This is a genomic window from Rhizobium sp. G187 (genome assembly GCF_051549525.1).
In the GTDB taxonomy this organism is placed as follows: Bacteria; Pseudomonadota; Alphaproteobacteria; order Rhizobiales; family Rhizobiaceae; genus Allorhizobium.
This window is the reverse complement of sequence record NZ_JBPUGM010000003.1, coordinates 72,736-94,212: the sequence shown is the minus strand read 5'-3', so window position 1 is coordinate 94,212 and position 21,477 is coordinate 72,736. Positions and strand designations below refer to the sequence as shown.

The following is a 21,477-nucleotide window of genomic DNA, read 5'->3' as shown; positions in this document are numbered from 1 at the left end:
CTCATGCCTCAGCCGCCGGTGCCGAACTCCGACAGTGCCCGCTTCATCTCGGAAATGAAGGCATGCAGGAGTCTCGAGCGCGGCACGCCCTTGCGGGTGATTAGAACGGCTGGAACTTCAATGGGTGGCAGGAAGGATCGCTCCACGATATCGGGTGTCTTGTGGAAGGCCGCGGTATATGGGTCGATGACTGCAGACCCGATACCAGCGGTCGCCAGCACGGCGGCGGTGGCGCAATAGCGAACCTCGACGCGTGGGTGATAGGGCGCCCCGTCACGCTCGAAGGCTGCCCGGACCATATGCCCGAGGCGGGAATCGATCTCCAGTCCGATGAAATCGCCACGCGACAGAAACTCGGCGCTGACCGTGCTATCGTCCACCCTCGCAGCCTTGGGCACGACCGCGACCATATGCGTCCGTGCCAGAACCTCGACATTGACGGCCGGATGGCGCTCGATCGCAAGCGCAAGGCCGAGATCCGCACTGCCGCTCTGAACCGCTTCGATGACATGCTCCAACCGTCGAACGTCATAGGCGACCGAAACACCTGTGCGCTCCTTGAGAAACCGCCGCATCGCCAGCGGCGCCACCGTGTGACCAAGTGGCGGCGTCGAGATGATCCGCAAGCGTCCAGACAGCCCCTGCCGCATGTCACGGGCGCGATCCGCAAAGCCGCGCAAGAGACCGAAAACCGGCTTTATGTCTTCATGCAGGGCGACCGCCTCCTCCGTTGGCTGGAGGCGTCGATGCAGGCGCTCAAACAGGGTGACCCCGGTCTGCACCTCAAGCTGCCGGATGCCGTTCGAGACGGCCGGCTGCGAGATTCCGAGCTGCTCCGCCGCTTCCACCGTGGTGCCGCACCGCATGATGGCGTCGAAAATCTCGAGAAGACGAAGCGATATATCAGACTTGGCAGGGAGTTCGCTCATGCAAGACCCGTGACAAGGTTTCCGAAGGCCATGGCGACCGCCGCCTGCGTCGGATCGATGACTGCAACGCCTGTCTCTTGTTCAAGACGCTTTCGGTGGCCGGACATCCCCGCACATCCGAGCACGATCGCCCCGGCGCCCATGGTCTTGAGCCTGTTCGCCGCCTGAAGCAAAAGACCATAACTTTCTTCACCATGCCCGCTATCGGCGACCGAAATCGAACCCGCAAGCGCCACTTCACCGGCCAGACGGTGATCGACGCCCAGACGCCGTAGATTGCGCAGATGGCGCGGGATCGACGCTTCCGCAACCGCGATGACACCGAACATGTCGGCAAGCGCAAGGGCCGAAAGCACGCCCGCATCCTGAATGCCGTAGACAGGACGCGACGTGATCGACCGGGCAAGGTCCAGTCCCGGCTGCGAATAGCATGCGAGCACGAACGCGCTGGCATCCGGCCGCGCCTCGATCACGGCCGCCGTATTGAGGGCGGCTTCGTCCACATGGCGTTGCGTGACCACACCCGGCGGGCCATGCGCAATGGTGATGCATTCGATCGCAGGCGCGCCCGGAAAACCAAAGCCGGAAAGTGCCTCTCTGAGGCCTTCGGTAACAACCTCGGAGCTGTTGGGATTGATGACCAGGATCGGCCCGCAAACAAAATCGGTCATGGGGCCACCTCATGGCCATAGGCCGCAGCAACATCGAATTCGACGGCCCGGTAGCCCGGCATCGTTCCCGTATCGGTCGGCTTGCGCGCCACGAACTGCCCCTGCCCGCGCACGGCCTTCAGCGCGCCTTTCTCGACCACGATCCGCCCCCGGTTCATGACCAATTCCGGCCAGCCGGTAAACTCCATGCCCTCGAACGGTGTGTAGTCCATATTGTCGTGCTGATCCGCGAGCGTCACCTTGCGACGCTCCTCCGGATTCCAGATGGCAATGTCTGCATCGAAGCCGGGCATCACGCTGCCCTTGCGATCAAGCCCGAACACCCGCGCGGCATTCGCGCTGGACAGGCGAACGAAATCGCCAAGGGTGATCCGGCCTTTCGCAACGCCCTCCGAAAACAGATAGGGCAATCGCATGGCGATGCCCGGCATGCCGTTTGCGATTTTGGCATATGGCACATCCACCCCGTTGGAAAACTTGCCTGTCGCATCCGCACGATAGGGCGCATGGTCCGACGATACGCTTTCGAACGTGCCCGTTCGGATATGCTGCCATAGCGCCTCCTGGGTATCGCGGTCGCGTAAGGGCGGCGAGCAGACATATTTCGCGCCCTCCATACCGGATCGGTCGAGGTCGGCACGGGTCAGCGCCAGATATTGCGGGCAGGTCTCGGCGAAGAGCCGCGTTCCAGCCAGCTTCTCGCGCCGCACGATCTCCGCCCCGCCACGTGTCGACACATGGACGATGAACAGAGGCGTGTCGACCAGCTTGGCGAGCGAGATGGCCCGGTTGATCGCTTCTTCCTCGGCCAGTTCCGGACGGCTGAGTGCATGATATTTCGGTTCGGTCAGCCCGGCGGCTGCAAAGCGCCGGTTCATCCACTTCACCATCTCGTTGTTCTCGGCATGGACCATGGTCAGCGCGCCATGGGTCTTGGCCAGCGTCAGAATGTCGAGCATGCCGCCATCCCCGATATTCATCAGGTCATAGGTCATGAACACCTTGAACGAGGTGATGCCGCGCTCGAAAACCCCGGGAAGTTCGCCAAGGACCGAAGGCGACGGGTCCGAGATGATCAGGTGATAGGAATAGTCGATGACAGCGTTGGGTATGGCGCGGCTGTCATAGGTGGCGATGACCTCTGATATCGCCTGACCGCGGTGCTGGGCGGCAAACGGAATGAAGCAGGAATTGCCGCCAAAGGCTGCGGACACCGAACCGGAATAATAGTCGTCGGAAGTCATCACGCCGGAAGAACTTTCCTGCGCGATATGGCAATGCCCTTCGATACCGCCAGGCAGGACGAGTTTGCCACCGGCATCGATCCGGTGCTCCCCGCCGACGATCCGGTCGCAGATCGCAGCGATGGCGGCACCGCGAATGCCGATATCCGCCTTGAACGTCTCCCCGGCCGTAACCAGGGTGCCGCCGTGAATGACCGTATCGAAGTCTGCCATACGTCCTGCTCCTCAGACTTCGATGATGACGCCGGTCTGCGACGTGATGCGACCATAATGCTCGACGCGCCGGTGGCGCTCGAAATCGAAGATCGTCGTCTTGCCAAAGGCACATTTCGCGAAGTCGCAATCGGCCAGGATCAATTCATCTTCTTCAGTCTCGGCGCGTGCAAGCACGAAACCGTCCGGATCGACGATGATGGAGCCACCAATCAGCGGATGGCCATCCTCGACACCGGCCTTGGCGACGCCAACGACGAATGAGGCGTTCTGATAAGCGCCCGACTGCAACGACAGGTCGGAGTGGAACAGGCGCTTTTCCTGCCCCTCGGCGCTCATCTGGCTGTTCACCGCAGGCGTGTTGTAGCCGATCGTGATCAGTTCGACGCCCTGCAGACCCATGCAGCGATAGGTCTCTGGCCAGCGGCGGTCGTTGCAGATTGCCATGCCCATGATGACGCCTTCATTGCGCCAGACATTGAAACCCAGATCGCCGGGCAAGAAATAGCGCTTCTCCATGTGCTGAAAAGCGCGCTCGGTGTCATACTCGACATGCCCCGGCAGATGCACCTTGCGATACTTGCCAATGATCTCGCCTTTGCGGTTGGTCATGATCGAGGTGTTGAAATGCTGCCCCTCCGGCGTGAGTTCGGCATAGCCGAAGCTGATCGCCACGCCGAGTTCGCGGGCCCGCTCAAAGAGCGGTAAGGTGGCGCGACTGGGCATTTCCGTTTCGAACCAGGTGTCGACCTCGTTCCAATCCGGCATGTACCAGCGCGGAAAGAATGTTGTCAGCGCCAGTTCAGGATAAACGACCAGTGTGGCGCCACGGGACGCGGCCTCATTGAGGAGCGCCAGCATCCGGGCCACCACCACATCGCGGCTATCCGCCTTCTGGATGGCTCCGAGCTGCGCGCCGGCGATAATCATTCGCGTCATAGTCATAAACCTTCTCAAGTCTCGTTGGTCACGCTGCAAGGCTTTTCTGGAAACGACTGACAAGCCGCACCACAGGCCAGAGCAGGATGAGATAGATCAGCGCCGCAAGGACGAGCGGCGATGCATTATAGGTAATCGAACGCGCCATATTCGCGCTGTAGAGGAGCTCCGATAGCGAGACGACCGAGGCAAGCGAGGTGAGTTTCACCACCTCGATCGTGTTGGACAAAAGGTCCGGAAGCACATTGCGGATCGCTTGGGGCAGCACGACAGAGGTCAGTGTCTGGCTCTTGCTGAGACCGGTAGACCGTGCGGCCTCCCATTGCCCCTTGCCGACCGACAGGATGCCGGCCCGGTAGACCTCGGCATAGTAGGCCGAGTTGTTCATCAGGAAGGCCAGCACCACAGCAGCAAAGGGCGAGATCTCGACGCCCGCAAAGGGCAGGCCCGAATAGATGAAAATCAAAAGCACAAGCGGCGGCAGCGCCCGGAAGATATCCGTGAGCAGGAGTGAAGGCAGCCTGATCCAGGCGCGCTGGCTGAGATTGGCAAGCGCAACGACTAGGCCACCGGCGAGACCGAGCAGGATGACGGCCACACACAGTTTCGCGGTCATCCACAGGCCGTTCAGCATCAACGGCAATGTTTTCAGCATGATCGGGATATTGAAGAACTGGTCGATGAGGCTCTGCATGGTCAGGTCCTCCTTCGCCGTTCGTGGCGCCGCTCGAACCATCGCGCGGCCCAGACCAGCGGCAGGAAAATGATCAGATAGGCGATGGCTGCGAGCGAAAGCGGCGTTGCACTGCCGGAAAAGCTCTGTGCCGTTGTCGCAGCCGACAGCACTTCCGAAACGCCGATAACGGAGCCGAGCGCAGTCATCTTGGTGATCGCCAGCACGCGGTTTACCAAAGGCGGCAAGGCAAGGCGGACGGCCTGCGGCAAGGCAATGTGAAGCAGCGTCCCGCCAAACCCAAGGCCGGTCGAGAGACCCGCTTCCCACTGGCCCTTCTCGACCGAGAGAAAACCGGCCCAGAAGATCTCCTCCGCGAATGCAGCGAGGGTCAGGGACAGGACGATGAACAGGACCATCGGCCCCGACAGCCGGATGCCGGCTCCGGGGAGACCGAAATACAGGATCAGGATCAGGACCAGCGGCGGCAAGGCGCGAAAGATATCCGCAAAGGCGATGATGAAGAAATTCCAGATCCGGATGCGGCAGGTTCTGAGGCAGGCAAGCGCAAGCCCCATGGCCACACCGGCCACGACCACCATCAGACCGATCCAGAGGGCAACCCAGACGCCAGCCACGATATCCGGGAGATAACGGAGCATGACGTCGTGGTTGAAGAAGGTTTCGAGGAAGCGCTGCATGGTGCGGCTATCCTCTGACGCGTGACAGGAAGCTGCGGGCGCGATCCGTCTTCGGGTTGGAGAAGATCTCCTCAGGCGGCCCCTCTTCCACAATCACGCCGCCATCCATGAACACGACGCGGTCTGCCGCCTCGCGGGCGAAACCCATTTCATGACTGACGACAAGCATCGTCATGCCCTTGGCCTTGAGGTCCTTCATAACCGCGAGCACGGAGCCCACCAGTTCCGGATCAAGCGCGGATGTTGGTTCGTCAAACAGCATGACCAGCGGATCAAGTGCGAGCGCCCGCGCGATGGCGACACGCTGCTGCTGGCCGCCCGAAAGCTCGGAGGGCATGGCTTCGGCCTTGTGCGCAAGGCCCACACCTTCAAGCATCTCCATCGCCCGCGCATTTGCGTCTGCGGTGGAGCGCTTCAGGGCCTTGCACTGCGCCAGGGTGACATTCTTCAGAACGCTCATGTGGGGATAGAGATGGAACCCCTGGAAAACCATGCCAACCTTCAGACGCATCTGCGCAAGGTCACGGCTGGTGCCGCTCATGATGTTGCGGCCATCAAGGACGATATCCCCACCGGATGGCTCCTCCAGCCTGTTGCAGCACCTGAGCAGCGTGCTTTTACCAGACCCGGATGGGCCGATGACGAAGACGAGTTCTCCCTTGGCAACCTTCAGGTTGATGTCACGGAGGATCTGATTGTCGCCGAACCGCTTCTGCAGCGAAACGATTTCCAGCATAGGACGGTTGGTCATTCAGGGTCTCCCGCGAGAGCATGGGATGGCGGGAAAGACCCCACCACCCCAAAGGCAAACGTCACTTCAGGTCGCAGGACGCCTGATGCTCGTCTTCGCTATAACCCTCGAAACCCGGGACGCCGTAACCCTTGGTGGGTGTGACGATGGTTGTGCCGGCTACCGGCGTCGTGCCGAACCATTTCTCCGACAGCTTGGCCATGGAGCCGTCGATCTTCAGGCATTCGATTGCCTTGTCGACAAGGTTGCGCCCTTCCACGTCATCCTTACGGAAGGCGAGACCCCAGACGAGACCGGTCGGATATTCATAAGACAGCTTGACCTGTGGGTTCTGCTTGGCAGCCCAGGCAGCAACCGTGGCACCGGCCAGGTTCGCATCGGCACGACCGGCAATAACGGCGGCAACCGCATCGGTATTGGTGCCATAACTTTCAATCTTCCAGCCGTATTCCGCCTCGCGCTCGCGCAGGAAGCTGTCATAGGCAGAGCCCTTGTTGACCGAGATCGTCTTACCCTTGAGGTCTTCGAGAGATTTGTAGTCGGCAGCATCCGCCGGCACGACAAAGGCAAAATTGGTGTCCATGAAGCCTTCGGTGAATAGCAGGTTCGCCGAGCGTTCCTTGTTCACCGTGACCGGTGCGGCGAGAAAATCATAGGTCTTGGCCTGGAGCGCCGGGATAAGCCCGGAAAACTGGGCCGAGGTCAGGTCGACCGTCTTGCCGAGGCGTTCGCCGATCAGATTGACGAGGTCGACGTTGAAGCCTTCGACCTTTCCGTCAAGGGTCGGCATGGCATGAGGGGCAAATGTACCGTCGAGCGCTGTCTTGATCACACCATCGGCATGAGCAACCGAAAAGGCAGCGAGCATCGTCAGTCCGGCAAGGCCGGATCTCATAAAGGTCATCGTCTGTTCTCCTGCTGGAAGTGCCATTTTGGCTTGTTGTTCCGAGGATGATTTCACAGGCTTCGCTGCGCTGCAATATAATTGGCTATTATAATTGGAATTGAATTATTCGTTTTCGATATACGAAACTCCGCGCCACGCGACACCGCACGCCACAAAAAATCCTATTAAATCAGAAAATTGATCCAGAGATTGCTGGCACCTCGCGCAATTCGGGATAGCTGCGCAATAGTATTGAACCACAGCAGGTGGCTTGCATGCGATCTTGCGCGATGCAAAACCACAGAAGCAATGAGCGAAACACCGAGGCCGGAAGGACAAGCACGAGAGATGGATAGGATCGTATATCTGAATGGAGAATGGCTGGGCGAAACCGAGGCCAAGGTCTCCGTCTTCGACCGCGGTTTCCTTTTCGCCGATGCCATTTACGAAGTGACTGCCGTCATCGACGGAAAGCTCATTGACTATCCGGGCCACGCGGCACGCCTGAAACGCTCGCTCGATGCCATGGATATTCCTATGCCGGTGGATGAGGCCGAATTGCTGGCGCTCCATAAAGACCTCGCGAAACGAAATAGCCTGACGGAAGGCCTGATTTACCTGCAGATTTCACGCGGCAGCCAGGATCGCGATTTCGTGTATCCGAAGGATATGCGGCCGACCTTCACCATGTTTACCCAAGCGAAATCCGTGCTCGGCAATGCCAAGTGGAAGACCGGCCTCTCGCTGCAGACCGTGCCGGAAGGCCGTTGGTCACAGCGGCAGATCAAGACGGTACAGCTCCTCTATTCGTCACTGAAAAAGACCGAGGCACAGCGCGAAGGTTTCGACGACGTACTCTTCGTCGAGGATGGTTATGTGACGGAAGCAAGCTCTGCAAACTTCCACATTGTCACCAAGGACGGCACGGTCGTCACCCGTGACCTGTCGAACGCCCTCCTTCACGGCATCACTCGCGGTTCAATCCTCGATCTTGCAAAAACAGCCGGACTGAAGGCCGAGGAACGCAGCTTTTCCGTGGACGAAGCCATGGCGGCATCAGAGGCCTTCATCACCTCGGCCACAAGCTTCGTGACTCCCGTCGTGTCGATTGACCGGACGCCGATCGGCAACGGTGCAGTCGGACCGATCACGCGGCAACTGCTCGACCTCTACATCAACGACCGACTGGCCCACGGCATGCCGATCGCGTCAGCCTGACCCGACGGCGACCTCGGCACTTATTCCGAAAGGTGATCCAGAAACGTCGTGCCCCGATAAGCCTCGCGCAGCAGGGCTGCATCGACGAGACGGGGCATCAGACGTTCCAATGCCAGGTGCATGGAACCAACGGAGCCGCCAGGCAAGGCGATAAAGCCATCAATCGCGCCGCTTTCGCTCCAGTCACGGATGGCTTCGAAGGCGTCATCAACCGTGCCGATTACCTGCCAATGGCCTGACCCGATGACCTCGGGTCGCGCCAGAAGTTCGGAAACGGTCGGCGCCTCGCGTTCGATCAGTCGGAAAAGCAGCTCCGCATGGGTTCGGCTTCTTGGGCTGGCGGGCGGTGCGGGAAGATCGCCTGAGGTCACACGCCGATCACCCGGCCAGGTGGACAGATCAAGGCCAAGCATCCGGCTGACGGCGGCAAGCTGCCGTCCCCGGTCTGCACGCGCGTGCGATTCGGCGAAGAGATCTTCTGCCTCCTTTCGCGTCTCGGCGAGATAGAGGCTGAGGCCTGGCATCAAACGGACCGCGCTGGATGACCGACCGTGCGCTTCGGCGCGACGGCGCAGATCGTGGCGCAATTCGATCGCGGCCGCCTTGTCCGGTGTCGAGGCAAAGACGGCATCGGCGACGGAAGCTGCGAAGTCACGCCCTGTCGGAGATGCACCCGCCTGCACAAGGGGAATGCGCCCCTTGCCGAAAGCCGGAATGTTTAAAGGCCCGCTGACTGTCACATGTGTGCCCTGATGCCCAATCGGGCCCACCATGGCCGGATCGGCGAAGGTTCCCGTCGCCCGATCCATCCTCAGCGCTTCATGCGGATAGCTGTCCCACAGGGCCTTCACCACAGCCGTCACTTCTGCTGCATGCTCATAGCGCTCTTCGGCCGAAGGCATGTCCTTAAGCCCGAAATTCTCTTGGCCTTCCAGCGCCGTCACGATGTTCCAACCGGCCCTGCCCTTGCTCAACCAGTTGAGGGTCTGGAGCTGGCGCGCGATGATATAAGGCGGGAGAAAGGAAGCCGATATCGTCGACAAGAGACCGATATGGGTGGTTTCGCGGGCGATAGAGGCAAGCAGCACCGTGGGATCGAGGCTGGTGAAGCCCGGTCCCTTGTCCAGAACCTCCGGCCGCAGGAACAGCGTGTCAGGGCGAAAGACAAAATCGAGACAGGCAGCCTCCGCCCGCCGAGCGATATCAAGGTAAAAATCGCTAAAAAACAGGTCCTCGACACCACTGTCCGGGCGTCGCCAGCCCTCGCCGCTGAGCCAGGTCGGCGCGAGCGACATGCCAATTTTCAGTTTTCGGGAGGCGGTCATCGAGGAATTCCTGCGTTGAAATCAGCTGCATGGGGCGATGGGGAAAGCCCCAAAATCAAATTGTGGACTTTTTTACTATAGTTTAATATCGCCGCAAGAGGCCAAACGGGAGTTGCAAATTCGTGCTCGAAGCCAGGAATGTTACCGCGGGTTACGGCGAAATGCCTGTGCTGCAAGGTCTGTCCGCAGCATTTGCCCGGGGTCGGGTGACCGCACTTGTCGGCCCAAACGGATGCGGCAAGTCGACGCTTCTGAAAGCCATCATGGGGTTCGTGCCGGTCTCGGCAGGTGAGATTGAAATCGAGAACCAGGCGATCCGTGGCCTCGCAAGGCGAACATTGGCGCAGCGGCTCTCCTATCTTCCGCAGGAATCCCATTGCCCCGACTACATGACGCTGGGTGAACTGATCGAGCTTGCCGGCCATGCCCGCTACACGCTGGCCGGCGGCCCCTCGGAGAAGGATCGGGCTCTCTTTCGCCAGTCGCTGGAGATCGTCGGCCTCAAGGACAAGGCGCATTGCCAGGTTAATGCACTGTCGGGCGGCCAACGCCAGCGCGCCTTCATTGCCATGGTTCTGGCGCAGGATACCGAGGTGATCCTGATGGACGAGCCGGTCAATCATCTCGACATCAAGTATCAGTATGCCGTGCTCAGCCTGATCCGCGAACTTTCGGTGCGCCATGGCAAGACAATCGTCGTCGTGCTGCATGATCTCAATCTGGCTGCCGCATTTGCAGATGATGTCGTCATGCTGCGGGCGGGCCGGGTCGTCGCGGCAGGCCCAGTTGCATCGACCATCACCGAAACCACCATCGCACGGGTCTTCGACCTTGAGACTGAGGTGTTCGTCCGCGATGGCAGACTGGTCTGCCTGCCCCAAATCCGGTTGCAGGAAACCGCAGCAGCATGAACAACCGCCTGCTCTTTCTCGCCTTGACGCCCTGTGTGCTTGCCTTCGCACTTCTCGCCCATCTTACCTTCGGGGCAACGCGTTTCCCGGTAAGCGAGGTCATCGAGACCCTGATCCATCAACAGGCGGACACATTCGAGCAATCCGTCATCCTCTATCAGCGGCTCCCGCGAGCCCTGATTGCCATCTATGTCGGGGCAACGACGGCCGTGGCCGGCGCCGTTTTGCAGGGGCTGACCCGCAATCCGCTGGCATCCCCGTCGACGCTCGGCATCAATGCAGGCGCAATGCTCTTCGTCATCGCGGGCGCCTATCTCTTCGATCTCGGCATGGAGGCTCAGGGCATCGCAGCCCTTGCCGGCGGCTTCGGCGGCTTTTTCGCCTGCCTCCTCGTCGCGCGTGTGGCAGGTCGCCGGAATGATCCGCGCGGGCTGGCACTCATTCTGGCCGGCGCGCTGGTCTCCATGCTGCTTGTCGGCCTGACCAACGCCTTTCTGCTCTCCGATCCTGCCCGCCGTGCCGATTTTCTCGGCTTCGTCAGCGGCAATATCAACCATGTCTATGCCGACCGCCTTACCGCCTTCTGGTGGATCGGTGCCTTGGCGCTTACGGTTCTTGCCATCCTTGCCCGGCCGCTCACGCTCATTCTGCTGGGTGCGGAAAAGGCCGCCTCGGCTGGCGTTCCCGTAACATTTGTATCCCGCCTCGCCCTCATTTCAGCAATGCTGGCCAGCAGTTCTGCCGTCGCAATCTGCGGACCGATCGGCTTTGTCGGCCTGATCGTGCCGCATCTTCTGCGACCCCTGGTCGGCAATGGCTTTGCAAGACTGCTGCCATCCGCTGCCCTGACCGGGGCTGCGCTTTGCCTCGCGGCAGATCTTGCCGCGCGCGAAGCGTTCCAGCCCTTCAATGTTCATACCGGCCTCCTCATGGATCTCTTCGGCGGACTGGTCTTCGTCGTCATCGTCAAGCGCTACTATCTCTCCCCCGCACGAAGGGGTTTGCCATGAGACGGGACAGGGCTACCGACGGCAAGCCGATCATACGGCTGACCAGCGGATTGCAGATCGGCGAAGGCAACCTTGCAGCAGGCCTTGGCTTGATTGCCTTGGCTCTTGCGCTCGCCTGCCTCTCCACCGGACTTGGGTCGACTGAGACCGGAATGCTGGATCTCTTGCATTCGCTCGCCGGAGGCGCAATCGCTGACGCCGATGCCTATGCGCTTTGGAACGTACGCCTGCCCCGCATCGTGCTCGGCTTCATGGCCGGCTGGAGCGTGGCGCTGGCCGGAGCCATGCTGCAATCGCTTGCCCGCAACCCTCTGGCCGATCCGGGTCTGTTCGGGCTCAGCCAGGGCTCGATCACCATGATCATGCTGCTCCTTGTCTTTTTCCCCGCCGCATCGAAGCTCCTTGTGGCTTTCGCTGCGGTCGGCGGGGGCCTCGCCGTCGCCCTGCTGCTGATCGGTCTTGTCGGGGGAGAACGGTCGAGCGGGCTTGCAATCCTGCTCATGGGCATCGCCATCGAAACCATGCTGTCGGCGCTCGCCTCGGTCCTGCTGCTCTATACGCCGGCGGAAACATCCTATGCGCTGTCCGACTGGCTCGCGGGCTCGCTGTTCCATGCCGACTGGCAGCTGATCGGCACCTTCGCACCACTGTTTTGCGTCACACCGATTGCCATATTTCTCATCGGCCGCGCACTCTCGGCCTATGATCTTGGCAATGACATGGCGATGGCGCTCGGCGAACCAATCGCCCGTTCGCGGCCCTTGGTCCTTGGGTTTGCGGTCCTTCTCAGTTCCGCAGCCGTGACTGCCGTTGGCCCCCTCACCTTCCTCGGGGTGCTCGCTCCGCAACTGGCGGGCTATGTGTCCCCCGCCGTCGGACGGGCCCGTCTTTTCCTCTCCGCACTCACCGGCGGGATCCTGGTGGTCGGCGCGGACGCCCTGACACGTGGGATCGGTGCCGACATACCGATACCGATCGGGCTCGCGCTCACTCTGATCGGCGTGCCGCTCTTTGTCGTGGCGCTGCGCCTACAGGCGCTGCGCAAGATGCATTCCCACTGAAAGGCAAGAGACCATGCGTTTGACGATACTGCTTGCAACCCTGATGCTGGCTGGCACAAGCCTTGCCGGCGAGCGCGCCTTGACCGACGACGGCGGCCGCAAAGTCACGATTCCGGAAAAGCTTGAGCGCATCGTCGTGATGCACGAAGCGCTGCTCGGCCTTCCCCTGATGGATCTCGGTATCTCACCGGTCGGCAGCTACGGTCGCGGCGATGACGGCAGATCTCTGACGGCAGTGGACTTCATCGATACGGTTCTCGGCCAAGGCCACGACAAGCCGAAGGGCATCGGAGCCGTCGGCCAGATCGATCTTGAAAAACTGTGCGCGCTCAACCCGGACCTGATCATTGGTACGGAGCGTGACCTCGACAAACTTGCCCAGCTCGAACCGCTGGCGCCCGTCTATATCCAGAATGTCAGCACCGGCAAGGCGCGCGGCTTCAGCGTTGAAGCAGAACTCGCCGATGTCGTCGATGCGCAAGACGCCCTTGCGACCCGCAGGCAAACCTATCTCGACCACCTGGAAAAAGTTCGCCAGAAGATGCCGCCCAAACAGGGCGCCACCTATCTCGCACTGATCGTGCATGATCAGATCAATCTCGTCGGAGACATGTCCGGAGCCGTCCAGGCGATCGAGGACCTCGGTTTCGCCCGCCTCCCAATGGAAGGACTGGTTCCCGGTGCCGGCATGGGCTCGACCTTCTCCCTCCCGATCAACGCCGAGAGCTTCGGCCGTCTCGACCCGGATCTGCTGGTGATCATGAACAGCTATGCCGGCAAGGACCGCTCTGAAGCGGCAATCCGCGCCCGGCTCGACAAGCTCTTGCCCGGCTGGGACAGGTTCTTGAAGCCAGTCCGCGAAGGGCGCGTGCTGTTCCTCGATTCCGGCGAAGTCGCAACGCCGACGATCGCCAGCGCCGAGCACACGCTGGACGCCTTCGAAGCGCTGGCGGACCGCTGAGGAGGTCCGCTCCGAACACCAAAAAGGGCTGCGGACATTTTGGTCCGCAGCCCCCTTTTTTCATCTCAAGCAATCCGACTTAGAACGTGCCTCTCACCCCGATGCCGAACAGGCGCGGTGTGGTGATGCTGGCCTCGATACCGCCCGTGCCGCGGTTGTACTGGACGTAGGTCGGAGCGCGCTCGTCGAAGACGTTCTTCACATAGCCATAGACTTCCATCTCGTCGCGGATCTTGTAGCTCGCCCGCACATCGGCCAGCGTATAGGCATCGACCGCATAGGCCGCACTGTTGGCATCGTCGGAATAGTAGTTGTCGAGGTGGCGCGCTTCGGCCGAGAGGTTGAACTTCTCGGTCACGTCCCAGCTTGCGCCGAAGCTCACCATATAGCCAGGCGACTTCAGGAACTCGTTGCCTTCGAGTGCTGCCGATGCGGACATCTCGTCAATCTCGGTGCGCAGAAGGCCGGCACCGCCCTTCAGCGTCAGATTGTCGAGTGCTTGATATTCGAAGGCCGCTTCCATGCCATAGGCATGCGCCTTCTCGGCATTGATGGTGTAATACTGGGTGACGCCACTGGCGAGCAGTTCGCCGAAGGGCCGCTGGGCATTCTTGAAATCCATGTAGAAAATGTTGGCATTGACGAAGAGCTTGTCTTCCAGGAGTTCGGCACGGGTGAACAGCTCGTAGTTGGTTACCGTCTCTTCTTCGAAGGTCAGCCAGGCATTCGGGCTGCGGCGCAGGGATGCACCGCCCGGATTGTAGCCTCGGCTGATGAGGCCACCGACGGTCCAGTCCGGTGTAACGTCATAGGCTAGCGTCAGCTTCGGCAGGATGGCATCGAAGGTCTCGTCGTAGTCGAGTTCGCCAATGCCCGTATAGGTGCCGGCACGCTGAATGTGGTCGCGCTGGTAGCGAAGACCGCCGGTAAGCGTCCACTGTTCGGCCAGCTTGTAGCTCAACTCACCAAAGATACCCAGATTGTCCTTGGTGTCATCAAAGGTCGTGATGCCGCTGAAATTGAGGTATTCATCGGAGGTCGTATGCGCATAATAGACCCCGGCCATACCGCTGAGCACGTCATCCTCGGAGCCGAAATTGACCCGCGATTCATGCGAGATATTGGCCTGCTCGACCACCGCATTGCCATTGGTTGCAGGCTCAGCCAGGCGCTCGACATCCGACGCGGAATACTGCGTCTGGTTGAACCAGCTGATGCCGTTATCAAAGTCATAGGTCACGTCGAGGATCGCCGTATTGGTGCGCTGATCCCAACTCGGCATGGTGGTTGTATAGCTTTCGAGATCGTCATAGGGCTGCTGAGCCGCCTCCTGGCTCGGACGATTGCCCGAGTTGTGGGAAAGCGTCAGCTTGGCCGACAGACCGGGAATTTCGGAAGGCTCCCACAACAGCTTGCCGCGCGCGTTGAAAGCATCGAAGTTCTGGTCTGTATCGCCCTGCAGGAAGGCAGCATTGACATAGTCGATGAAGGTATCGCGGCCGGCATAATCGATCGCGATACGGCCTGCCAGTTCCTCGTCGATGATCGGGCCTGACAAGGCGACCGAGGCGCGCTTGGTGTTGTAACTGCCGATTTCGGCCTGATAGGAGGCCTCCGGCGTGAAGGTCGGATCCTTCGAGTTGACGATGATCGCACCGCCGATAGCGTTTGCACCCTGAGACGTGGTCTGTGGGCCGCGGAAGACCTCGATGCTGTCGACATCCCAGATCGACGTGCTGCCATAGATGGACTCGAAATAGTTCATGTAATGACCATCGAGATTGACGCTGGCCCGCGGCACCGTTCCCGCAAAGAAAGCACCGGACCCAGTGTTCGGTCCTTGGGAATCCTGACCTCGGATAACCGGGGCACCGACATTGTCGGTGTAGACGACGTTCGGCACATCCGTGATGGCTTCCGCGATGGAGGCGTTGCCGGCTTCCTCCTTCTTGATGTCCTCTTCATCCTTGACCGCAACCGAAGAGGCCGTGTCGCTGAGGCTGCGTGCGACCTTTTCGCCGGTCACGACAATCGCATCCAGAACCGTCTCGTCCCCGGCGGCATCCTGCGCGAATGTGGCATAGGCAGGCAGCGACAGCGCAATGGCGCTAGCGCTCAGCATCAAAATTCTACTCGATCGCAAAGACATGAAAATCCCCTCAACAACGCGTCATTCGATTCAAAGTTGACAACTTGAATCAACATTAAAACCGACATGTCAACGGGAAGAGCGCAATTCGCATTGGTTGCATCGTCTTTGTTTCTTTTTTGCCACAATTTGAACACCACCGGCCCAGGGCACGGTTTCCGATTTGTCTAAGCGGAACGGGTAGCCAGATAAGAAGCGATATAAATAACTGTTTTTAAACGATAATTAAACAGATATTCATGATGACAAAATAGACCGCATACGCGGGTATCCGAGACAGGGCCGAGAGAGCGCATTTCGCAAACCTCTCCTCAACACGTCAATCAATAATTGCAATCACAGGAAATCCATGGATCTCGATAGTCCGATCCAGCGTCGCAATCATAAAACATGACTATTATATACAAGTTTATTGCGCAAGCGAAAATCGCCTGCTACGGTTTCGCCCGATCCGTCACGGCAACCCTGAATGGACCCAGATATCGTGACCGGGCCACCCTTATCGTTGATCGTCGAAAGATGGACCGCATGACCACAAATGCCCTTGCCATGTCGCTGGCCGACAGAACACCGAAAAGACACCGGCACACCGTGCGCCTGCGCCACCTGAAAGTAGCGCGTGTAGAGCAGCTCAGCCACGCCCTGGTGCGTGTCATTCTGGCCGGGCCGGAGCTCTCAGGTTTTTCCAGCCTCGGTTTCGACGATCATGTGAAAATGTTCTTTGCTGCTCCGGGGGAGGCCGAACCGCGTCTTCCGACTGTGGGACCAAACGGGCTGGAAATGCCGGAAGATGGCCCCCCTCTCCTCGGCCGCGACTACACACCACGCAGCTTTGATCCTGAGACAGGCGAGTTGGCGATCGACTTTGCCATCCACCACGACGGCCCGGCCAGCAATTGGGCGAGGACTGCGAAGCCCGGCCAGTCCGCCTGGGTTGCCGGTCCGCGTGGATCATTCGTTGTTCCACTCACATTTGACTGGCATCTGCTGATCGCCGACGAGACGGGTCTTCCGGCGCTGGCCCGGCGTCTTGAGGAACTTCCGGCCGGAACGCGCGCACTCGCTTTGATCGAAGTCGAGGGACCCGACGACGTGATCCCGCTTCAGACAGCAAGCGACGCATCGATCGTCTGGGTCCACCGTCACGGCAGCGACCCCAACCAGACAGGCCCATTGCTCGAAGCGCTCACCCGGACCGCACTGCCATCGGGTGATTTTTTCGGTTGGATCGGCTGCGAATCCTCGACGGCCAAGGCCTTGCGCTCATTCCTTGTGACGGAACGCGGCGCCAATCCGAAGTGGTTGCGCGCTTCAGGCTACTGGCGGCGCGGCGATGCCGGCGTCCACGACCATTTTGACGATTGAGCGGCCCACCTCGGCCGGCTCCATAAGAATACAATCGACTGAAGGAGGAACCCGACATGTCCGCAGAAGCACAGCGTGCGATGTCGCATGCCCATGATCAACAGAACCTGAGCGGCACGGAAGGAGCAACACCTGCAAATCTTGCATCCTTGCCTCCTCGCATGACAGTGCCATCGGATCACGAGGAACATGTCTGGCTTCAGCAGATGCAGGATCCAGACGGTATTTTCCGACACCTGATCGCCTACAGGATCGCGGGGAATGTCGACATTGTGAGACTGGCCGAGTCCGCACGCGAACTGGCATGCCGCTGGTCACCGCTCGATAGCCGCTATCGGTTTGAAGACAGCGGCCAGCTGATCCGCCTGAATGTATCGAAAGGATTCGATGCCCTAGAAATCCTCAGAGCCGATACGCTCGCCGACGCAGCTCGCCAGGCCCTCGCTCTTCAGGCCAGGGCCTTTGATCCGGAACGTGATGCACCGTTTAGGCTGCTCCTGATCCTGTGCAACGCCGAAACCTTGCTGGTGCTCCTCACGCATAGGCTGATCGAGGCGCTATGCCCGCCGGAGACCATCCTGCGCGGCCTCGGCGCAGCCTATGCCCGCCGTCCCCTGCCAGAATTGCCAGCGCCGAAGGCGACAGAGGCGGACCATCCATCAGAAGGATCGCCCATAGCCTGGCTGCGCCGCGCCGATATCGCCGATGTCGTGGTCTCCAGCATGCATGACGATGCATCAGCTGAAGCGGTTGGCCCAATTGCCCGCCGATACAGCGCCGTCCTGCCGCGTAAGCGCCTTACTGGGCCCATCGCCACCGAGACAGAACCGATGCGCCTTCTGGCAGCACTTGGTCCAGCCTTTGCTCGCTTCGTTGCCCTTCTGGGTGGCCATTCCGAGATAGACCTGGAACTTCCGCGCGATCCTGAAGCGAGCCTCGGCGAGCCCGGCCTTGGCCGCGCTGCCGCCACGTTTACCCTGATCCCGATCCACACCAATCGACCGCTGAAGGAGGTGCAAGACGCCATTCTCTCGGCCGAAGCCCAGACACACCCTGCGGCGACCCCTGGCCCTCGCGTTTCGGTCACCTGGCTCAGCGATCCCAACCCTTTCTTCGCCGTGCCGGACGTGACGCTTCATCGCCTGCCGCTGCCGACACGGATCGCGCTTCCCGATCTCGGGCTCGGCATTGCAACTCTGCCTGACGGCAATCTCCTACTGGAACTGACGACGGGCCAGGCCCTCTCGTCAAATGCAGGCGCGCTTCTCTTGGAACGCTTCGTCATTGCCCTTAACGATCCGGCCTTGCTGGATGGCCAGTCGGCGATCTCGATGATGGCAACACCTTTGGCAACAGCACCGCCTCATGCGGCAGCCAAGCCCAGTGACACCGCGAAGAACGAAGCTCAGACGATCGAGGCCTTGATCCTCGCTGCCTTCCGAGAAGCGCTGGGCATGCCGGATATGAGCGCAATGGATGACTTCTTCGATCAAGGGGGGCACTCTCTCATTGCCACTCGCATCATCGGTCGCCTTCTTGGCAACCATGGGATCGAGGTGCATTTCAACGACCTGTTCAGTCACCCGACAGCTGCATCACTGGCTTTGCATGCCCGCCGGGTTGACGCAGCAAACCACGGGCTACCTGAGACCCAGACGGACTCGACTGACAGCCGCCGGGCGCCCCTGTCTCTGGCCCAGATGTCGCTGTGGAAGGCCTATGCAGCCTTCGGCTTCAACGAAATCTTCAACATCCCCTTTGCACTCGACTTTCTCGATCCGGTCGACGAGCGGGTCTTCGAATGCGCCTTCCTCGACATCCTCGAACGTCATCCAGGCCTGCGCACCCTATTCCACCCGGACGGCGACACCGTGTTCCAGGAAGTGGTGCCGATGTATGACATCCCGGACTACAGGTGGTTCTGGACCAGCGACGAAAGCATCGGCGTCGAGCGCAATGCAGAGGCCGGACACCACTTCGACCTGACCCGCGAGCTTCCAATCCGGCTTCGCTTCCTGAAAGATCCAGAAAGCGGCCGACAGACACTGTCCTTCCTCTTCCATCACATCGTGCTCGACGAATGGTCGGTGAACCTGATGATGGATGAACTCGCCGACGCCTATCGGGCCCGAAGCGCAGGCCAGGTCCCGCAATGGGCAACGCAACCCGCGCCGTTCCACGAATTTGCCCGCAAGCAGCACGAGGCAGGCGTCAACGCCGAGCATCTTGCCTACTGGACCGACATGCTACGCGACGCGCCGACGAGTCTGCCGGTACTTGGCTCGGACGGTAAGCAGACTGCCGATGCAGAGGCAGGCCCCTCCTCCGCCGCCGGCGGCTGGGTGGAATTCAAGCTCGACAGGAGCGTGACCGAGGGCCTTTACGCAACGGCAAGGGATATGAGCGCCTCGCTGTTCAACGTTGCCTATGCGGCCATTGCCGCGTCCCTCTTCCGGCTCGGCGGCGTCAAGGATCTCGTCGTCGGCACCTCCGCGTCAGGGCGGATCGACCAGGCGTATTTCGATACGGTCGGTTACTTCACCACCGTCGTCGCCCACCGCTTGCGCTTCGATCCATCAACGACAGCTGGCGACCTGATCACCATGGTCAAGAACACCGTGAACGGCTCCCTGCCTCATTCGGAGATCCCGATCGACCTGATCGAGGAAGCACTCGGCATGACGCCCGGCCGCGATCATCTCTTCGAAGTGTTCATCCAGATCCATGCCAAGAACAAGTTGAATGGCGTGCTGCAATCGGCAGACGGACATACGATCGAGTTCCGTCAGGTCGATCCAGAGCGTCACGAGTCCCTGCTTGGACTGCATTTCGAGGTGATGGAGGAGATGATCGGCGGCGAAAGGTCGATCCGCGTGCTAATGAGTTACCGCGCCGACCATTATGGCCTCGAGCAAGTCGAAAACATCCGCACGACGACCCGCGACATGTTCGCCTGCTTCGCAACGAAAGCCACAGCAGCACTTCCGGTTTCAGCGCTTCTGGCCACGGCCTGACCCCTATTCCAGCCCATTAGAAAAAGGCCGGCTTCGCATGCGAAGCCGGCCATTTTCGTGTCCGCCAAAAGCTGAGCGTCAAGCGCCCGTAAATTCGGCTTGAACCTCGGAAACCAATGCACGAGCATCAGCGCCAAGCCCGGCCGGCGACAGGGCAAGCCGCAGCAGATGTGGCAAGGCGTTCTTGTGGCGCTCGAATTCGGAACCGTCGAGCACGGCTGAATCGGCGTCCAGCCGCAATGTCAGGTCGCTGCCATCATCGGCCCCGCGGAACGTCAGGCTGTAGCCTTCACCGGGACCATTGGCGAGAATATGCCGGGAGACCTGGAGATCCGGGAAGGCCGGCGCGCTGAAAGGCAAGACATTGATGAGCGGCGAAAAATAAAAGCGGCTTCCCTCGGGCATTTCCCGGTCCGTCGCGATCTGCTCGATGCGGTAGCGACCATGCATCCGCTGCTTGCGCAAGATCGCGGCAGACCTTTTGAGATAGGCCGAAACCGTCTCGCCTCGCTCCAGCCGCACAAAGAAGGGAAGAATGTTGACCAGCATGCCCGGCATATGCGCACCCACACTGCCCCAGCGGCTCATGAAGGGAAGCCACAGCGTCAGGACATCGCCATCTGCCGTCTTTTGACGCGGCAGCGTCTCGTGAAAATAGAGCCCGGCCGTCAGCACCAGCAGATCCGGCCAGCCGATCCCAAGTTCCATGGCCGTTTGCCGAAGCTGATCCGGCAGAGTGTCATCGAGATCGGACCCCCCCTCGAATGTGCTCGCACCATAGCTTTCGTCACCCTTGTAGATCACCGGCAGATCCGCAGCCCCTTCGAGATAGGCCTGCCAGAAGGCGCGATCGGCCGCATGACGGTGGCTCTGCCGGTAAGCCTCTTCCTCTGCGATAAAACTCGCCAGCGAATGGAAGGGTGCCCCGGCATCCTCTCCATCGCGAAAGTGCCGGTAAAGCTGAGCGCAGCGATGTTCGACCAGTGACAGTCCGAACCCATCGACGATGATGTGGTGGGCGCGGATATACCAAAGATGATGATCTTCGGAGAGGCGGATCAGAAATTGCGCGGATAGCCTGTCAACTCTCAGATCAAGCGGCGCTTTCACGTCCGACTCCATCAGCCGTCGCGCCTCGGCCATAGGGTCTTCCCGATCACTGAAATCGAAGATCTCGACCGGCGGGCGGCATGCCGGATCGCAGAACTGCTCTGGCGCCTCGCTCTTGCCTCCATCACGGAAACGCACCCACAGGACTTCAGCTTCGGCAACCGTGCGCGAAATCGCAGCTGACATGGCCGCATGATCGAGCGTGCCCTTAAGCACGATGCAGTGGGCAACGGTCGAGACGGGCTCATCGGGATGGAAGAGGAACTCCTCCCAGAAATCGAGTTGCGGCAAGGTCAACGGCATCCATTGGCCGGCAGCTTGGATATGCGACACGAAGGATCTCCTC

General features: G+C 60.3%; 18 protein-coding genes. 7 read left to right on the top strand and 11 right to left on the bottom strand.

All coding sequences use genetic code 11. The features are described 5' to 3' along the window. Positions 1 to 8: 8 nt before the first annotated feature. The 8 genes from ACSV9I_RS09685 to ACSV9I_RS09650 all read right to left on the bottom strand — a co-directional run bounded on the left by ACSV9I_RS09685 (position 9) and on the right by ACSV9I_RS09650 (position 7,025). On the bottom strand, positions 9 to 929 hold the full coding sequence (locus ACSV9I_RS09685) for a LysR family transcriptional regulator (RefSeq protein WP_054156857.1): 921 nt from the start codon (positions 927 to 929) through the stop codon (positions 9 to 11). Further along, positions 926 to 1,600 carry an aspartate/glutamate racemase family protein gene (locus ACSV9I_RS09680; protein ID WP_438328654.1) on the bottom strand — a complete coding sequence of 225 codons (675 nt, stop codon included), beginning with the start codon at positions 1,598 to 1,600 and terminating at the stop codon, positions 926 to 928. The genes ACSV9I_RS09685 and ACSV9I_RS09680 overlap by 4 nt, the downstream gene beginning before the upstream one ends. Further along, a complete protein-coding gene (gene hydA, locus ACSV9I_RS09675; protein WP_438328652.1) occupies positions 1,597 to 3,057 on the bottom strand; it encodes a dihydropyrimidinase in 1,461 nt (486 codons plus the stop codon). The genes ACSV9I_RS09680 and hydA overlap by 4 nt, the downstream gene beginning before the upstream one ends. Before the next feature lie 12 nt (positions 3,058 to 3,069). Beyond that, a complete protein-coding gene (locus ACSV9I_RS09670) occupies positions 3,070 to 3,996 on the bottom strand; it encodes an N-carbamoyl-D-amino-acid hydrolase (protein WP_054156854.1) in 927 nt (308 codons plus the stop codon). A gap of 28 nt (positions 3,997 to 4,024) precedes the next feature. Beyond that, positions 4,025 to 4,690, bottom strand: coding sequence for an amino acid ABC transporter permease (locus tag ACSV9I_RS09665; protein WP_438328651.1), 666 nt, complete (start codon positions 4,688 to 4,690; stop codon positions 4,025 to 4,027). Positions 4,691 to 4,692: 2 nt separating this feature from the next. Then, complete coding sequence (locus ACSV9I_RS09660; protein ID WP_438328650.1) at positions 4,693 to 5,370, bottom strand: amino acid ABC transporter permease; 678 nt, start codon at positions 5,368 to 5,370, stop codon at positions 4,693 to 4,695. A gap of 7 nt (positions 5,371 to 5,377) precedes the next feature. Further along, complete coding sequence (locus ACSV9I_RS09655; RefSeq protein ID WP_438328649.1) at positions 5,378 to 6,121, bottom strand: amino acid ABC transporter ATP-binding protein; 744 nt, start codon at positions 6,119 to 6,121, stop codon at positions 5,378 to 5,380. 61 nt (positions 6,122 to 6,182) lie between these two features. Next, the gene (locus tag ACSV9I_RS09650) at positions 6,183 to 7,025 is read right to left on the bottom strand and encodes a transporter substrate-binding domain-containing protein (RefSeq protein WP_082352394.1); all 843 of its coding nucleotides are present in this window, start codon (positions 7,023 to 7,025) and stop codon (positions 6,183 to 6,185) included. Between the two features lie 330 nt (positions 7,026 to 7,355). Between ACSV9I_RS09650 and ACSV9I_RS09645 the strand changes: the two genes are divergently transcribed. Further along, positions 7,356 to 8,225 carry a D-amino-acid transaminase gene (locus ACSV9I_RS09645; RefSeq protein ID WP_438328648.1) on the top strand — a complete coding sequence of 290 codons (870 nt, stop codon included), beginning with the start codon at positions 7,356 to 7,358 and terminating at the stop codon, positions 8,223 to 8,225. Between the two features lie 20 nt (positions 8,226 to 8,245). Here ACSV9I_RS09645 and ACSV9I_RS09640 read toward each other — a convergent pair whose 3' ends face one another. Then, entirely contained in the window at positions 8,246 to 9,550 is a 1,305-nt protein-coding gene (locus ACSV9I_RS09640) for an NtaA/DmoA family FMN-dependent monooxygenase (protein ID WP_438328647.1), read from the bottom strand. Between the two features lie 122 nt (positions 9,551 to 9,672). On the opposite strand from ACSV9I_RS09640, the gene ACSV9I_RS09635 reads away from it, so the two are divergent. Genes ACSV9I_RS09635 through ACSV9I_RS09620 form a run of 4 tightly spaced genes read left to right on the top strand, consistent with a single transcriptional unit; the run spans position 9,673 to position 13,493 of the window. Continuing rightward, positions 9,673 to 10,461: an ABC transporter ATP-binding protein gene (locus tag ACSV9I_RS09635; RefSeq protein ID WP_438328646.1), complete on the top strand. Its 789-nt coding sequence runs from the start codon at positions 9,673 to 9,675 to the stop codon at positions 10,459 to 10,461. Continuing rightward, positions 10,458 to 11,471: a FecCD family ABC transporter permease gene (locus ACSV9I_RS09630; protein ID WP_438328644.1), complete on the top strand. Its 1,014-nt coding sequence runs from the start codon at positions 10,458 to 10,460 to the stop codon at positions 11,469 to 11,471. The genes ACSV9I_RS09635 and ACSV9I_RS09630 overlap by 4 nt, the downstream gene beginning before the upstream one ends. Further along, positions 11,468 to 12,532, top strand: coding sequence for a FecCD family ABC transporter permease (locus ACSV9I_RS09625; RefSeq protein ID WP_438328643.1), 1,065 nt, complete (start codon positions 11,468 to 11,470; stop codon positions 12,530 to 12,532). Before ACSV9I_RS09630 ends, ACSV9I_RS09625 begins: the two co-directional genes overlap by 4 nt. 13 nt (positions 12,533 to 12,545) lie before the next feature. Continuing rightward, positions 12,546 to 13,493: an ABC transporter substrate-binding protein gene (locus ACSV9I_RS09620; RefSeq protein WP_438328641.1), complete on the top strand. Its 948-nt coding sequence runs from the start codon at positions 12,546 to 12,548 to the stop codon at positions 13,491 to 13,493. A 79-nt stretch (positions 13,494 to 13,572) separates the two neighbouring features. Here the strand turns inward: ACSV9I_RS09620 and ACSV9I_RS09615 are convergent, their stop codons facing one another. After that, positions 13,573 to 15,642 (bottom strand): TonB-dependent receptor, encoded by a 2,070-nt coding sequence (locus ACSV9I_RS09615; RefSeq protein WP_438328639.1) that lies wholly within the window; start codon positions 15,640 to 15,642, stop codon positions 13,573 to 13,575. Positions 15,643 to 16,170: 528 nt separating this feature from the next. Between ACSV9I_RS09615 and ACSV9I_RS09610 the strand changes: the two genes are divergently transcribed. Together ACSV9I_RS09610 and ACSV9I_RS09605 are read left to right on the top strand one after the other, a co-directional pair. After that, a complete protein-coding gene (locus ACSV9I_RS09610; protein ID WP_438328638.1) occupies positions 16,171 to 17,007 on the top strand; it encodes a siderophore-interacting protein in 837 nt (278 codons plus the stop codon). A gap of 56 nt (positions 17,008 to 17,063) precedes the next feature. Next, entirely contained in the window at positions 17,064 to 20,021 is a 2,958-nt protein-coding gene (locus ACSV9I_RS09605) for a condensation domain-containing protein (protein WP_438328636.1), read from the top strand. 78 nt (positions 20,022 to 20,099) lie between these two features. Here the strand turns inward: ACSV9I_RS09605 and ACSV9I_RS09600 are convergent, their stop codons facing one another. After that, positions 20,100 to 21,464 carry a condensation domain-containing protein gene (locus tag ACSV9I_RS09600; protein ID WP_438328634.1) on the bottom strand — a complete coding sequence of 455 codons (1,365 nt, stop codon included), beginning with the start codon at positions 21,462 to 21,464 and terminating at the stop codon, positions 20,100 to 20,102. Positions 21,465 to 21,477 lie beyond the last annotated feature (13 nt).